The organism is Comamonas resistens (genome assembly GCF_030064165.1).
GTDB classification, from domain to species: Bacteria; Pseudomonadota; Gammaproteobacteria; order Burkholderiales; family Burkholderiaceae_C; genus Comamonas; species Comamonas resistens.
The window spans coordinates 4,258,800-4,272,751 of record NZ_CP125947.1; the positions used below are offsets into that span (position 1 = coordinate 4,258,800).

Annotated in this window: 13 protein-coding genes; 3 read left to right on the forward strand and 10 right to left on the reverse strand. The window is 62.0% G+C overall.

What is annotated here, in order from left to right:
- Positions 1-43: 43 nt before the first annotated feature.
- From QMY55_RS19850 to QMY55_RS19870, 5 genes are read right to left on the reverse strand one after another with little or no spacing between them, the layout of a single operon-like run.
- Positions 44-2,287: a methyl-accepting chemotaxis protein gene (locus tag QMY55_RS19850; RefSeq protein WP_283485834.1), complete on the reverse strand. Its 2,244-nt coding sequence runs from the start codon at positions 2,285-2,287 to the stop codon at positions 44-46.
- Between the two features lie 19 nt (positions 2,288-2,306).
- Positions 2,307-2,834, reverse strand: coding sequence for a chemotaxis protein CheW (locus QMY55_RS19855; protein WP_283485835.1), 528 nt, complete (start codon positions 2,832-2,834; stop codon positions 2,307-2,309).
- Between the two features lie 14 nt (positions 2,835-2,848).
- Positions 2,849-3,211, reverse strand: a complete 363-nt coding sequence (locus QMY55_RS19860; protein WP_283485836.1) for a response regulator — start codon at positions 3,209-3,211, stop codon at positions 2,849-2,851.
- A complete protein-coding gene (locus tag QMY55_RS19865) occupies positions 3,211-3,615 on the reverse strand; it encodes a response regulator (RefSeq protein ID WP_218240991.1) in 405 nt (134 codons plus the stop codon). The genes QMY55_RS19860 and QMY55_RS19865 overlap by 1 nt, the downstream gene beginning before the upstream one ends.
- Positions 3,616-3,668: 53 nt before the next feature.
- On the reverse strand, positions 3,669-3,821 hold the full coding sequence (locus QMY55_RS19870) for a rubredoxin (protein WP_283485837.1): 153 nt from the start codon (positions 3,819-3,821) through the stop codon (positions 3,669-3,671).
- A 115-nt stretch (positions 3,822-3,936) separates the two neighbouring features.
- On the opposite strand from QMY55_RS19870, the gene thiD reads away from it, so the two are divergent.
- The 3 genes from thiD (at position 3,937) to QMY55_RS19885 (ending at position 8,324) form a co-directional block, all read left to right on the forward strand.
- Positions 3,937-4,911: a bifunctional hydroxymethylpyrimidine kinase/phosphomethylpyrimidine kinase gene (gene thiD, locus QMY55_RS19875; RefSeq protein WP_283485838.1), complete on the forward strand. Its 975-nt coding sequence runs from the start codon at positions 3,937-3,939 to the stop codon at positions 4,909-4,911.
- Complete coding sequence (gene hemL / locus QMY55_RS19880; protein WP_283485839.1) at positions 4,895-6,199, forward strand: glutamate-1-semialdehyde 2,1-aminomutase; 1,305 nt, start codon at positions 4,895-4,897, stop codon at positions 6,197-6,199. The genes thiD and hemL overlap by 17 nt, the downstream gene beginning before the upstream one ends.
- A gap of 394 nt (positions 6,200-6,593) precedes the next feature.
- Complete coding sequence (locus QMY55_RS19885; protein ID WP_283489020.1) at positions 6,594-8,324, forward strand: alkaline phosphatase D family protein; 1,731 nt, start codon at positions 6,594-6,596, stop codon at positions 8,322-8,324.
- Positions 8,325-8,346: 22 nt separating this feature from the next.
- Here the strand turns inward: QMY55_RS19885 and QMY55_RS19890 are convergent, their stop codons facing one another.
- The 5 genes from QMY55_RS19890 to purH form a co-directional block, all read right to left on the reverse strand.
- Positions 8,347-8,949: a DNA-3-methyladenine glycosylase I gene (locus QMY55_RS19890; RefSeq protein ID WP_283485840.1), complete on the reverse strand. Its 603-nt coding sequence runs from the start codon at positions 8,947-8,949 to the stop codon at positions 8,347-8,349.
- A gap of 154 nt (positions 8,950-9,103) precedes the next feature.
- Positions 9,104-10,573 (reverse strand): amino acid permease, encoded by a 1,470-nt coding sequence (locus QMY55_RS19895; RefSeq protein ID WP_283485841.1) that lies wholly within the window; start codon positions 10,571-10,573, stop codon positions 9,104-9,106.
- A gap of 295 nt (positions 10,574-10,868) precedes the next feature.
- A complete protein-coding gene (locus QMY55_RS19900) occupies positions 10,869-11,549 on the reverse strand; it encodes a phosphatase PAP2 family protein (RefSeq protein ID WP_283485842.1) in 681 nt (226 codons plus the stop codon).
- 109 nt (positions 11,550-11,658) lie between these two features.
- Entirely contained in the window at positions 11,659-12,114 is a 456-nt protein-coding gene (locus QMY55_RS19905) for a c-type cytochrome (protein WP_283485843.1), read from the reverse strand.
- A gap of 183 nt (positions 12,115-12,297) precedes the next feature.
- The gene (purH, locus tag QMY55_RS19910; RefSeq protein ID WP_283485844.1) at positions 12,298-13,884 is read right to left on the reverse strand and encodes a bifunctional phosphoribosylaminoimidazolecarboxamide formyltransferase/IMP cyclohydrolase; all 1,587 of its coding nucleotides are present in this window, start codon (positions 13,882-13,884) and stop codon (positions 12,298-12,300) included.
- Positions 13,885-13,952: the final 68 nt, after the last annotated feature.

The window sequence follows — 13,952 nt, forward strand, 5'->3', positions numbered from 1 at the left end:
CCCCTTGGGGGAAGCCGCGCAGCGGCACAGGGGGTGATCTTGCTTACGAAATCTTGAAGCGTGAGACAGACTGGCGCAGCTCTTCAGCCATGTGCGAGAGCTCTCGCACCTGTTGTGCCGTGCTGCGTGTTCCCTCACCGGTCTGCTCTGTCACCGCGAAAATGTGCTGGATATTTTCTGCCACGCCGTTGGCCATATTGGCTTCACGCGAGGTGGAATTGGAAATCTGTTCGATCAGCTCGGCCAGACGGCGCGACACGCTGTCGATCTCAGACAGTGCGGTACCCGCGGAGTCGGACAGGCGGGCTCCTTCCACCACACCCTGGGTGGAACGCTCCATGGCGGCCACCGCATCCTGGGTATCGGTCTGAATCGCCTTCACCAGCGCCGCAATCTGGCGTGTGGCGTCTGCCGAGCGTTCGGCCAGACGCTGCACTTCTTCCGCCACCACCGAGAAGCCGCGGCCGGCTTCACCAGCCGATGCGGCCTGAATGGCGGCATTCAGCGCCAGCACGTTGGTCTGTTCGGTAATGTCCGAAATCAGTTCCGTGATTTCACCAATCTCCTGCGACGACTCACCCAGGCGCTTGATTCGCTTGGAGGTATCCTGGATCTGGTCGCGAATGGAGTTCATGCCGCCGATGGCGTTCTGCACGGCCTTCAGACCCGAGTCCGCGGCCTCCAGGGACTGACGGGCCACCTGGGCCGATTCCTGCGCCTGTGCCGAAACGTTGTTGATACGGCCGGCCATGTCCAGAATCGACTTGCCGGTTTCGCGGATCTCGTGCAACTGCTCGTTCGAGGCTGCCAGCAGCTCGGTCGAGGTCACATCCACACGCTCGGTGGTCTGGGCCACACGGGTGACAGTGTTCTGCACCGAGCCCACCAGAGCGCGCAGCTCTTCCACCGTGTAGTTCACCGAGTCGGCAATCGCGCCGGTAATGTCTTCCGTCACGGTGGCTTCCTGGGTTAGGTCACCCTCGGCCACGGATTGCAGCTCGTTCATCAGACGCAAAATGGCAGCCTGGTTGGCGTCATTGATACGCTTGGCTTCCTGCTCCTGCAAGCGCGCATCCATCTGGTGGCGCTCGGCTTCCTGCTGACGTGCACGGCTGTCCATCAGTTGAACGCGGGAAATGCCCACGCCGCACAACAAGGCCACCAGCACCGCAGCCGCCAGGGCCACAAGCTGAGCGACGCTGGCACCACCCAAGCCCTGCAGTGCAGTCTGCAACTGCTCCAGTTGCACGCGCAATGGCTCGCTATCGTTGTTGATGGTGGTCTGTGCTTCACGCGCCGACACCAGACCCTGCAGATTGCCCAGAATGGCGCTGGCCTGCGAGCGGGTGTCGTCGTACTGTTTGATCAGAGTCTGCAATTGCTCGCGCACCTGGGGGTCGCGTGCCGCACTCAAGCGCAGTTCGGTGCTGCCGTTCAGCAAGCCTTCGGAAATTTCCTTGAAGGAGTTCAAGTCCTTGCCCAGCAGGAACACGGCCTCGGGACTCACGCCTTCGAGCGTCTGGAACTCGTTGGCGGACTTGCCGATACGCTGGGTCAACATCACCAGCTGACCTGCAGCGGCGATCTCTGCAGCACCTGCGCCCTGCTGCAGCTTGAGCGAGGAAATGGTTTCTGCAGTCTCCAGCAGGTCGGAAGACTGACGGTTGATGGTGCGCAGCGCCTCGCCCACCTGGGTCAGCGTCTTTTGCTGCGTCAGAATCAGCGCCGCACTCTTTTCCGCGCGATCGGTCAGCATGCTGATGCCGCTTGCGTCGGACTGCAGGCTGTCGCTGACGGCATTCACGCCCAGATCGGAGTCACCCGAAATCAGGGCTCGCACGTTGCGGGCCAACACGCTGGAGCTATCCTTCACGTCGTTGAACGCGGGAGCCGCACCGGTCATGGCCAGAGACACGGACTTGGCCAGTCGCTGCGACTGCATCAAGGCCTGGCCGGTCGCAGCCAGTTGCTGGTTGGAGTTGCTGGCATCGCGCAGCATCCAGGCCGACAGCACCACCAGCACCAGCACCGAGCCGCCGAGCACCGTGAACAGCGTGCGCTGGTGCTTGGCAACCGTACCCTTGCCCAGAAGCGGCAGACGGACCAGTTCCTCGACACGCCCATCCTCATCCATGCCGATGAGGGATGGCGCCCCCTGGACGCTGTTGAGCGCACCGTCGTACATGTCCTGTACCACCGTGTCTTCCATCATGCTGCCATGGGCGCCAGCCGCCTCAGCCACGGGCTTGCGTTTGAACCACTGATTCACTTTGTTTGCAAAAGACATAGCGCTGTATCCAGAAACCTCAAGCACGAATGCTCAAAAACTTGGCGGTTTGCGACAGGCGCTGCAACTGCAGCTCCTGCCAGCGGCGGCCTGTGCCATCCACATGGACAGCGCCGTAGAAACTCGGAGATCGCTCGGGAGCAGGCTCGGTCTGGGTAAAGGCATCTGCGGCACGCAGGCCCAGCAGCTTGTCCACCAGCAGCGCAGCATTGACTTCCAGCGCGGGATTGAAGGCCAGCAGGCTGCACTCCAGCAGTTCCTGCTCGGTGCGGGCATGGCCTTGTCCCAGCAGCTGCGCAATATCGATCACGCCCATCAGCGCACCGCGCAGATTGGCAATGCCCAGAAACCAGGACTGTGTATAGGGCACCGGCTGCACGCCGGTCCAGGGAAAGATCTCGCCGGACTGGGTCAGCGGCAGCAGAAAGTCACGCCCACCGGCCTGCACGGCCAGCCAGGCAGCGACGCTCACGCCTTCGCTGCGCGCGGCCTGCAGTCGGCCTGCCAGACGGGATTGAAGATCTCGAAGGGCTTCGCGGTTCGCCATGGAAGCGCCGCCCGTTACAGAGCCGCGATCTTGGCCTGCAGCTCCGCTGCATCCACGGGCTTGGTGATGTAGCCCTTGGCGCCCTGGCGCATGCCCCAGACGCGATCCGTTTCCTGGTTCTTGCTGGTACACATGATGATGGGCACATCGGCATACAGCGGGTCACGCGAGATGGCGCGGGTCAGTTGAAAACCGTTCTGGCCGGGCATGACCACATCCATCAGGATCAGGTCAGGCTTGTCCTCTGCCAGGCGCTTCAGTGCTTCCTCGCCGTTTTCGGCAGTACGCACCTGCAGACCCTGTTTTTGCAGCATTTCGCTCAGAGCCATCAGCTCTGTCTTGGAATCATCTACGACCAACACTTTTTGAATTGTCATCATGCAGCTCCCACACCTGCTGACTGCTTGCCGAACTGTTCGACGGCCTGCAGCAATTGATCTTTGGTAAACGGTTTGGTCAGATAGTCCTGGCAGCCGACCATGCGGCCACGCGCCTTGTCGAAGACACCATCCTTGGAGGACAGCATCACCACAGGCGTATTCGAGAAACGGGCGTTGCGCTTGATGATGGCGCAGGTCTGATAGCCGTCGAGCTTGGGCATCAGGATGTCGCAGAAGATGAGCTGGGGCTGGTAGTCGTTGACCTTGGAGAGGGCATCGAAGCCATCATCGGCCAGCAGCACCTCATAGCCACCCTGCTTGAGGAAGATTTCCGCGCTGCGGCGAATGGTGTTGCTGTCATCCACCACCAGAACCCGCAAGGGCACGCTGGATGCTGTCACGGTGAAACTCCTCCCAGATATCTTTTTTTCATTGGACCGAGTGGCTAGCGCACTCAGATCTCCACCATCTCAAAATCGTCTTTTCGCGCACCGCACTCGGGGCAGGTCCAGTTCATGGGCACGTCTTCCCAACGTGTGTTCGGTGCGATACCGTGTTCAGGACAACCCTGGGCCTCGTCGTAGAGCCAGCCACAGGTCAAACACATCCAAGTTTTAGGGTCAGTCACAGCTTAAAGGGGCTTCACATAGAATGCAATGATTGTATCTAGTCATAACCCCGGCTCTCACCCTTGCAATTCCGGGTGCAAACTGGGGTTCGCCATGGCAACCAACCCCATCTCCTCTCCTTCCACCCGTTCTACTCGCGAGGAACAAGCCGCAGAGACCGCACCGATTTGCGTGCTGATCTTCAACAGCAGCGACCCCTGTGGCGCTGGCGGCCTGTCCGCCGACATCTCGACCATTTCCTCCGTGGGCGGCCATGCCCTGCCCGTGACCTGCGGCGCCTATGCCCGAGATACGGTGCGCATTTACGAGCACTTTTCGCTGGACGATGAAGCCGTCACCGAGCAGGCCCGCGCCGTGCTCGAAGACATTCCAGTGGCCGCGATCAAGGTCGGTTTCGTGGGCAGCCCGGCAAACCTGGCCGCCGTCGCGGAGATTTCCTCCGACTATCCCAACATCCCCATCATCAGTTACATGCCGGACCTGTCCTGGTGGGAGGACGACAAGCAGGACCAGTACCTGGACGCTTTCAAGGAACTTGTTCTGCCTCAAACCTCAGTGTTGGTTGGAAACCACAACACTCTGTGGCGTTGGCTGCTGCCCGATTGGGAGAGCAGCCGCAGCCCGACGGCCCGTGATATCGCCATGGCTGCCGAGGCCCTGGAAGTACCTTATGTATTGGTGACGGGTATTCCCCTGCCCGATCAGTTTGTCGACAACGTGCTGACCACGGCCCAGACCGTATTGGGCAACAGCAAGTACGAGATGTTTGACGCCACCTTCACAGGTGCAGGTGATACGCTGTCTGCGGCACTGACGGCCTTGCTGGCCACCGGCAACGACCTGGGTGTCGCCACCCTGGAGGCGCTGGAATACCTGGACCATAGCCTGGATGCAGGCTTTCGCCCCGGCATGGGCCACTATGTGCCCGACCGTCTGTTCTGGGCCCAGCCCGAAGACGAAGCCGATGATGAGGATGCCGATGAAGTCCAGGCCTCATCTTCCGACGAAGAACCTCAGACAAAGCCCCTCGAAGGCTTTGTGATTCCCTCTCATGACACAAAACACTGACTTGAATATTGCATTGTTCGAACGCGCCAAGCAGGTGATTCCTGGTGGCGTGAATTCGCCCGTGCGTGCCTTTGCTGCCGTCGGCGGCACTCCGCGCTTTGTCAAGCGCGCCCAGGGTCCCTATTTCTGGGACCAGAACGAGCAGCAGTTCACCGACTACATCGGCAGCTGGGGTCCCATGATCCTGGGCCATGGCCACCCTGAAGTGGTGGCTGCCGTGCAGGCTGCCGTGCTGGAAGGCTTCAGCTATGGTGCGCCCACCGAGCGCGAGGTGGTGCTGGCAGAGAAGATCCGCTCGCTTGTGCCCAGCATGGACATGGTGCGCATGGTCAGCTCCGGCACCGAAGCCGGCATGAGCGCGCTGCGCCTGGCGCGCGGCTTCACGGGCCGCAACAAGATCATCAAGTTCAACGGCTGCTACCACGGCCATGCCGATGCCCTGCTGGTCAAGGCCGGCTCGGGCCTGGCGACCTTTGGCGCTTCCTCCTCCGCCGGCGTGCCCGCCGATGTGGCCAAGGACACCATCGTGCTGGAGTACAACGATGTTGCCCAGCTCGAGGAGGCTTTTGCCAAGATCGGCAGCGAGATCGCCTGCGTGATCATGGAGCCCATCGCCGGCAATATGAACTTCGTGCGCGCCTCCGTCGACTTCACACGCCGCATCCGCGAGCTGACCCGCGAGCACGGCGCGCTGATGATCTACGACGAGGTGATGACGGGTTTCCGCGTGGCTCTCGGCGGCGCGCAAAGCGTGTACGCCAAGGACATTGAAGGCTTTGCGCCCGACATCACCGTGATGGGCAAGGTCATCGGTGGCGGCATGCCCATGGCAGCCTTCGGCGCGCGCCGCGAGATCATGGAAAAGCTCTCGCCCCTGGGCCCGGTCTACCAGGCCGGCACACTGTCGGGCAACCCCATTGCCACGGCCTGCGGTCTGAAAACGCTGGAGCTGATCAGCCGCCCCGGCTTCCACGCCGATCTGCACCTGAAGACCGGCCATCTGATGCAGGGCCTGAAGTCCGAAGCCAAGGCTGCGGGTATCCCCTTCAGTGTGGACTGGCAGGGCGGCCTGTTCGGCTTCTATTTCCTGCCCGAGCTGCCCAAGACCTATGCCGAAGTCATGAAGACCGACGGTAAGGTCTTCAACAAGTTCTATCACGGCATGCTGGAGCGCGGCCATTACTTCGCGCCTGCGCTGTACGAAGCCGGCTTTGTGAGCGCAGCCCATACGGACGAAGATATCGACCGCACCATCGAGGCGGCACGCGAAGTGTTCAAGACACTGTAGTTTCAGCGCCCCCACACAAGCCCCGCAGCAAAAGCCTGCGGGGCTTTTTGTATTGCCGCCGGGCCGCCCCAAGGCAATAAGCGACCCCCTCGGGGGGCTGCTGCCACATGTCAGTAGGCAAGCGTGGGGGCTGTGGTTGTCGCCGGGCCGCGTCAAGATAAAAACGTCGGGGCCGCCTAGGTCCTTTCGGAGGGCTGCAAACCACACGCAGTGGGGAGCATGGGGTGTCATTTTTATTTTGATAGCAGATGGCGCCTGCTCTGCTTCAGCGCAAGGCCTTTTTGCTTTTCATAGCCACGTCATGGAGGCTTGTCACGCTCGCGCTTTTGCCTGCAATGAAAGCACCATGACCGACGAATCCAGCAAGCAGCCGCTGCACAATCTGTTCAAAGATATGGCCCCAGAATCCAGCGACCAGGGCCGCCGCCAGTTCATCCGCCAGATGGCTTGGGGTGCCGGTGTCGTGGCCACGCTGCCCCTCGCGGCATGCGGAGGTGGTGACGGAGAGGCCGGCCAGCCCGGCACGCCAGAGCCAGCCCCCAAGGTCCGCTTTGCCCATGGCCTGGCCAGTGGCGACCCGCTGTCCGATCGCGTGATTCTCTGGACCCGTGTCACCCCTCCCGCCGGGCATGCGGCAGATATTCCCGTGCAGTGGGAACTGGCCAGCGACGCAAGCTTTGCCAGCATCGTGGCCAGCGGCCAGACCAGCGCCAGTGCCGCCCGGGATTTCACGGTCAAGGTCGATGCCACAGGCCTCAAGCCGGCCACGGCCTACCACTTCCGCTTCCGTGCCTACGGCACGACTTCACCCACGGCGCGCACGCGCACGCTGCCCACGGGCTCGGTAGCCCAGGTCAAGCTGGCGGTGTTCTCCTGCGCCAACTACCCCGCAGGCTACTTCAATGTGTATGCCGATGCCGCCAGGCGCAGCGACCTGGATGCCGTAGTGCACCTGGGCGACTACATCTATGAATATGCACGCGGCGGTTATGCATCGGCCCATGCCGAGGCCATGGGCCGCCAGGTCGACCCAGCCGGAGAAATCCTCTCGCTTGCCGACTATCGCGAGCGCCATGCTCAGTACAAGACAGACGCCGACCTGCAGGCGCTGCACGCGGCAGCCCCCATGATCGCCATCTGGGACGACCACGAGTTTGCCAACGACACCTGGAGCGGTGGTGCCGAAAACCATCAGGCCAGCGAAGGCGACTTTGCAGCACGCAAGGCCGCCGCCATGCAGGCCTACCACGAGTGGATGCCCACGCGCACGGCCAGCCCCGAGCTGATCTACCGCAGCTTCAACTTTGGCAACCTGGTCTCGCTGCACATGCTGGACACCCGTGTCATCGGCCGCGACAAACAGCTGGACTATGCCGATTTCATGACGCCCACGGGTCTTGATGCAGCTGGCTTTGCCAAGGCCATGGCCAACCCCGCGCGCCAGCTCATGGGACAGACCCAGACACAATGGCTGCAGCAGCAGATGGCGGCCTCCAGCGCCACCTGGCAGGTGCTGGGCCAGCAGGTGGTGATGGGCCGCATGGAGATCCCCGCCCCCATCCTGATGGAAACCATTCAGCCCGGTGCAGGCGTGTCGGTCTCTCAATATGCGGCGCTGGTCGCCAAGGCACAGAGCGCGCCTGCCACGCTTACCCCGCAGGAGCAGGCCATCCTGGCCCAGCCCTCGATTCCCTACAACCTCGACGCCTGGGACGGCTACCAGGCCGCGCGCGAGACCGTGCTGGCCAGCGCACGCCAGTTGAAGAAAAAACTGGTGGTGCTGGCCGGCGATACGCACAACGCCTGGGCCAACGAGCTGCAGGACATGAACGGCAATGCCGTGGGCGTGGAGTTCGCGACTTCGTCGGTCAGCTCGCCGGGCTTCGAGGAGTATCTACCCAAGGAGAACCCGGCCATGCTGGCCGGTGCGCTGCAGCAGCTCATCAAGCCGCTCAAGTACTGCGATACCTCGCGCCGCGGCTATATGGTGGTGACGGCCACCGCCGATGCCTGCCGCGCCGACTGGATCTATGTGAACACCATCACCAGCCGCGACTTCACGGCCAGCAGCGATGCTGCCATGAAGGTCATGGCCAGTGCACCGGGGCTGCTGGTCAAGGCCTGACCGGCGACTGCCCAGGCCCCTGTCAGGGCTGCTGGAAAGCGGCTCTGGCCTCATCCACCTTGGCCCTTGTGATGCAGCCTGGCGCATGGTCATTGACCAGGCCCATGGCCTGCATCAGCGCATACATGGTGGTGGGGCCAACAAACTTCCAGCCGCGCTTCTTGAGCTCCTTGGACAGAGCCTGGGACTCTGCCGTCTGCGCGGGCACGGCCTCGCCGGTCGATGGCGCGGCAGGCTGGTAGCGCCAGAAAAATGCGGCCAGCGAGCCCTCGGCCTCGACCATTTCCAGCGCGCGCCGGGCGTTGTTGATCACGGCCTCGATCTTGCCGCGGTGGCGCACAATGCCCGCGTCCTGCAGCAGGCGCTCCACATCGGCCTCGCCAAATTGCGCGACCTTGTGGAAATCAAAGCCTGCAAATGCCGCGCGAAAGTTTTCGCGCTTGTTGAGTATGGTCAGCCAGCTCAATCCCGACTGAAAGCCCTCCAGACAGAGCTTTTCAAACAGGCGCTGGTCATTGCCGACCGGAAAGCCCCACTCATGGTCGTGATAGTGCACATAGGCGGGCGTGCCGTGGCACCAGAAGCAGCGGTCCTGCCCGTCGGCGGAAGGTAAGGTGTGAGACATGGCTGCACTGTACTCAAAACAAAGCCCTGCAAGAAATGAGCTTGCAGGGCTTTGTTTTTGATAGCTGCTAGCGCCTGTCTGCAGAGGATCTCAGATATCAATCGTTCTTATCTCAAGAATGGCTCAGCGCCAGCAGCTTCATTTTCGATAGCAATCAACGCAACCTGGAGTGCCGCATGCCATAGGCCAGATAGATGACCACACCGATCGCCATCCAGCCCAGAAAGCGCAGCCAGGTCAGCGTGGTCAGATTCAAGGCCAGATAGGTGCACAGCAGCGCCGAGAGCACGGGCACCACCGGAACCCATGGCACGCTGTAGCCGCGCGGCAGATCGGGACGCTTTTTGCGCAGTACCAGAATACCGATGCTGACCAGCACAAAGGCCGACAGCGTGCCGATATTGATCATCTCTTCCAGCATCTCGACCTTGGTGAAACCTGCCAGCGCCGCGATGATGACGCCCACCAGCAGCTGCAGGCGCACAGGCGTCTTGCGCGTGGCCGAGGTCACGCTCCAGCTGCGCGGCAGCAGGCCGTCACGGCACAGGGCCAGCAGAATGCGGGCCGACCCCATGAGCAGCACCATCACCACCGTGGTTAGCCCCATGAGCACGCCCACGGCAATGACCTGCGCGGCCCAGTTGGCTCCCACGCTGATGAAAGCCGTGGCCAGCGACGGGTTCTCGGCCTTGGCCAGTTCGGTGTAGGGCACCATGCCGGTCAGCGCCAGCGTGACCAGGATGTAGAGCACGGTGACCATGGCCAGACCGCCGAAGATGCCGCGCGGCAGCGTCTTCTGCGGGTCCTTGACTTCCTCGGCCGAGGTGGCGACCACATCAAAGCCGATGAAGGCAAAGAACACCAGCGAGGCGCCCGAGATCACGCCCAGCCAGCCGTACTGGCTGGGTTGTGCGCCAAACAGCCAGGCCAGCATGGGCTGACCCCAGATATCACCCGTCACGCCATGGCTCACCACAGGCGGCTGCGCGGGCGGCACGAAGGGCGTGTAGTTCTTCAGATCGACATAGGTGAAGCCCACCACGATGACAAACAGCGTGATGGCAATCTTGATCAGCGTGAACAGGTTGTTGACGCGGGCCGACGCCTTGGTGCCCAGCATGAGCAGGGCCGTGAACACGGCCACGATGACGAACGGCCCCCATTCCATATCGATGCGACCCAGGTGCAAGGTGCTTGGCACATGCAGGCCCGCCGTGGCAAAGATGGTGGATAGATAAATGCCCCAGTACTTGGCAATCACGGCTCCGGCCGAGATCATCTCCAGCAGCAGATTCCAGCCGATGATCCAGGCCACGCCCTCGCCCATGGTCAGATAGGTATAGGTGTAGGCACTGCCCGTGACGGGTACGCTGGAGGCGAACTCCGCATAGCACATGGTGGCCATGGCACAGGTCAGCGCCGCCAGCACAAAGGAGAAGATCACCGCCGGCCCGGCAAAGCTGCCGGCTGCGCGGGCACCCACCGAGAATATGCCGGCGCCCACGGCGACGGCCACGCCCAGGATCATGAGATCGAAAACGCCCAGCGTGCGCTTGAGCTGTCGGCCCGGCTCATCCGAGTCGGCCATGGCCTGTTCAATGGTTTTGGTTTTCAGCCACTGCATGCATACCCCTCGGCCAGGCGACCCACGCTTGTGGCGCGTATCCCCAGCCCTGTTCATTTCATCAAACGGCCATCCTAGGGATTCGGCCCGACGCTTGCAGCTTCCCTGCAGCATCACCGCCGGCGCTGCATGTTTTCTGCAAGCGCGCTTGCAGCCGCTTCGCAAAAAAGATTAGCCGGCATCACCGCTCACAAAGCCTGCGCCAGTCCTGAAGATGGCGCAGATGTCCTGCGAGCAAGCACCTACTCGAGCAGGAATCAAAAACATCCCGCGGCTCTGACAGGGCATCTTTCGCTCAAGGCCGGGCGAGCCCCAGAGGTTCCGCGGCAGGGCGGATCAACACACAGAGCACGGCCACCAGCAGCAGCGCCGTCACCACATCGAGAACGTGGTGCTGGTGCACCAGCATGGTGGAGGCACAGATGGCCACACTCCACAGCACGATGGCGATGCACAGACCCGCCCGCCCCTTGGGCCACTGACACTGGCAGACGGCCAGACAGGTCAGCGCCGTGTAGACGATGTGCAGCGAAGGCAGCAGGTTGTGCGGCTTGTCCACCAGAAACATCATGGAAAAAATGCTGCGATAAGGCTCGGCATCGGGGATCACGCGCTCGAATGCGAGGTTGGCGGGAAACAGCACAAACACCAGCCCGCAGATCAGCGTGCCGGCAATCTGGCGCTTGCCCAGAGCCGACAACACCGGCTGCTGCACCAGCCACAGCGGCAACAGCAGAAAGGGGAAAAAGGAGAAATAGACAAAGATGAATTCCGGCACCAGCGGAATCATCGCGTCCCAGGGGGTGAGGAAGTCGTAGCGATGATCACGCAGACTGGCCAGCCAGTTGGCCGTGGGATAGACGGCGTAAGAGGCAATCAACACCCAGACGGCCCAGAACACAAAGCCGCGCTGCTTGCGGGAGGAATGGACTTGGGTTTTATGGTTTTGCGGGGCTGTGGTCGCTGGCTCGGTCATGCGCGGATTATGAAAGCAGCACATCGACCCCAGCGTAGTCCGCAAAGCAAAAAGGCTGGAAACGCGCCCGCATCCAGCCTTGTCATGGATTGCAGGCGACTGCCTGCGTCTATTTTTCGGAGCTCTTGTCCGAAGCCTTGGCCGACATCACCCAGCGGGCCATCTGCAAGGAATCCACCTCGCTGATCTGGGGGTGGCGCGGCATGATGACATTGCCCCAGACACCCACGCTGCCGCTGCGAATCTTGCCAGCCAGATAGGCCTGGGCATCGCTGCGCTCGCGGTACTTGTCGGCAATCGACGCAAACGCCGGGCCCACAAACTTGCGGTCCCAGCCATGGCAGCGCATGCAATCGGACTGCTCCACCAGCTTCTTGCCTGCAGCCAGCTCAGGCTGGCTCTGCACCAGCGCATCCGCCGCCTGCTCTGCCGAGCTGACCCGCATGATGCGCCAGCCGATATTGACCACACCCAGCACCGCAGCCAGTATTACCAGCCCGATCAGCCAGCCAATCCAGCGCGGCCTGGCCGGGTAGTTTTCTTCGTCGTCGATGGGGTCAGTCATACCAAACAATCACAGCTCAAAAAGACAATGGCCAGCTTGCGCTGGCCATGGGACGCGGAGCAAAAAACTGGCGCGAACCTAGCCAGAGATACCGAGGAAGCGCCGCCGCGCACCGAAGGTGTCGTCCCCCTCCGGCGCTCAGCGCCAGAGAGGGGGAAGGCGCGCAGCGCCTCAGGGGAGTGTTTAATGACGGAAATGACGCACGCCGGTGAACACCATGGCCACGCCACGCTCGTTCGCCGCATCGATCACTTCCTGGTCACGCATGGAGCCGCCGGGCTGGGCCACGCAGGTCGCACCAGCATCGACCACCACGTCCAGGCCGTCGCGGAAGGGGAAGAAGGCGTCCGACGCCACCACGGTGTTCTGCAGCGACAGCTTGGCGGCTTCGGCCTTGATGGAGGCAATGCGGGCCGAGTCCAGGCGCGACATCTGGCCGGCGCCCACGCCCATGGTCATGCCGTTCTTGCAGAAGACGATGGCGTTGGACTTGACGAACTTGGCCACCTTCCAGGCGAACAGCAGATCCTGCAGCTCTTGCTGTGTAGGCTGCTTGACGGTCACAACCTTCAGCTCTTCGAGCTTGAGTTCATGGTTGTCGGCCGATTGCAGCAGCAGGCCCGAACCCACGCGCTTGGTTTCCAGCACATTGCGCACGTCACCGTAGTTGGCAGGCAGCGCAATCTTCATCAGGCGCACATTGACCTTGGACTTGAAGATTTCCAGGGCTTCGGCGGAAAACTCCGGAGCCATCAGCACTTCGACGAACTGCTTGGAAACGGCTTCGGCGGCGGCCTTGTCCACAGGGCGGTTGAAGGCAATGATGCCGCCAAAGGCGCTGGTGGGGTCGGTCTGGAAAGCCTTGGAATAGGCTTCGAAGGGGTTGGCGCCCACGGCCACGCCGCAGGGGTTGGCGTGCTTGATGATCACGCAGGCTGGCACTTCAAAGCTCTTGACGCATTCCCAGGCAGCATCGGCATCGGCGATGTTGTTATAGGAGAGTTCCTTGCCCTGCAGTTGCACACCGGTGGCCAGCGAGCCGGCAGCCGGCGCCAGGTCGCGGTACCAGGCCGCTTGCTGGTGGCTGTTTTCGCCGTAGCGCAGGTCTTGCACCTTCAGGTACTGCTCGTTGAACTGGCCGGGGAAGGCGGCGCGCTCGGGCACATATTCTTCGCTGAGCTTTTCGTCTTCAAACTTGACCGACGACAGGTAGTTGCTGATGGCACCGTCGTACTGGCTGATGCGGTTGAACGCCGCAACCGACAGCTCGAAGCGCAGCTTGTTCGACAGCTTTCCGGCAGTCTTGAGCTCGCCCAGCACGGCCTCGTACTGGTCGGCTGCGGTGACCACGCCCACGTCCTTCCAGTTCTTGGCGGCGGAGCGCACCATGGCGGGGCCGCCGATGTCGATGTTCTCGATGGCATCGGCCAGCGTGCAACCGGGCTTGGCCACGGTGGCTTCAAACGGGTACAGGTTCACCACCAGCAGGTCGATGGTCTCGATGCCGTGTTCCTTCAAAGCGGCCATGTGCTCGGGGAAGTCGCGACGTGCCAGCAGGCCACCGTGCACCATGGGGTGCAGAGTCTTCACGCGGCCGTCCAGCATTTCGGGGAACTTGGTGACTTCGGCGACTTCGGTCACGGGCAGGCCCTTGTCGGCCAGCAGCTTGGCCGTGCCGCCGGTGGACAGCAGCTGCACGCCCAGGGCGTGCAGGGCTTGCGCAAATTCAACGATGCCGGTCTTGTCGGAGACGGAGATCAGAGCTTTCATGGGCGTCAATTCAAAGTTTGGATAAAAACAAGCTGCAGCGCATATCCATCAAGCGCTTGCAGCTATGG

What these genes read in the sequence shown, in the direction of transcription:
- purH (WP_283485844.1), bottom strand. Translation starts at nt 13,884, where the DNA reads ATGAAAGCTCTGATCTCCGTCTCCGACAAGACCGGCATCGTTGAATTT.
- QMY55_RS19890 (WP_283485840.1), bottom strand. Translation starts at nt 8,949, where the DNA reads ATGTCTCACACCTTACCTTCCGCCGACGGGCAGGACCGCTGCTTCTGG.
- QMY55_RS19870 (WP_283485837.1), bottom strand. Translation starts at nt 3,821, where the DNA reads ATGTGTTTGACCTGTGGCTGGCTCTACGACGAGGCCCAGGGTTGTCCT.
- QMY55_RS19855 (WP_283485835.1), bottom strand. Translation starts at nt 2,834, where the DNA reads ATGGCGAACCGCGAAGCCCTTCGAGATCTTCAATCCCGTCTGGCAGGC.
- QMY55_RS19905 (WP_283485843.1), bottom strand. Translation starts at nt 12,114, where the DNA reads ATGACTGACCCCATCGACGACGAAGAAAACTACCCGGCCAGGCCGCGC.
- QMY55_RS19900 (WP_283485842.1), bottom strand. Translation starts at nt 11,549, where the DNA reads ATGACCGAGCCAGCGACCACAGCCCCGCAAAACCATAAAACCCAAGTC.
- QMY55_RS19850 (WP_283485834.1), bottom strand. Translation starts at nt 2,287, where the DNA reads ATGTCTTTTGCAAACAAAGTGAATCAGTGGTTCAAACGCAAGCCCGTG.
- thiD (WP_283485838.1), top strand. Translation starts at nt 3,937, where the DNA reads ATGGCAACCAACCCCATCTCCTCTCCTTCCACCCGTTCTACTCGCGAG.
- QMY55_RS19860 (WP_283485836.1), bottom strand. Translation starts at nt 3,211, where the DNA reads ATGACAATTCAAAAAGTGTTGGTCGTAGATGATTCCAAGACAGAGCTG.
- QMY55_RS19895 (WP_283485841.1), bottom strand. Translation starts at nt 10,573, where the DNA reads ATGCAGTGGCTGAAAACCAAAACCATTGAACAGGCCATGGCCGACTCG.
- hemL (WP_283485839.1), top strand. Translation starts at nt 4,895, where the DNA reads ATGACACAAAACACTGACTTGAATATTGCATTGTTCGAACGCGCCAAG.
- QMY55_RS19885 (WP_283489020.1), top strand. Translation starts at nt 6,594, where the DNA reads ATGGCCCCAGAATCCAGCGACCAGGGCCGCCGCCAGTTCATCCGCCAG.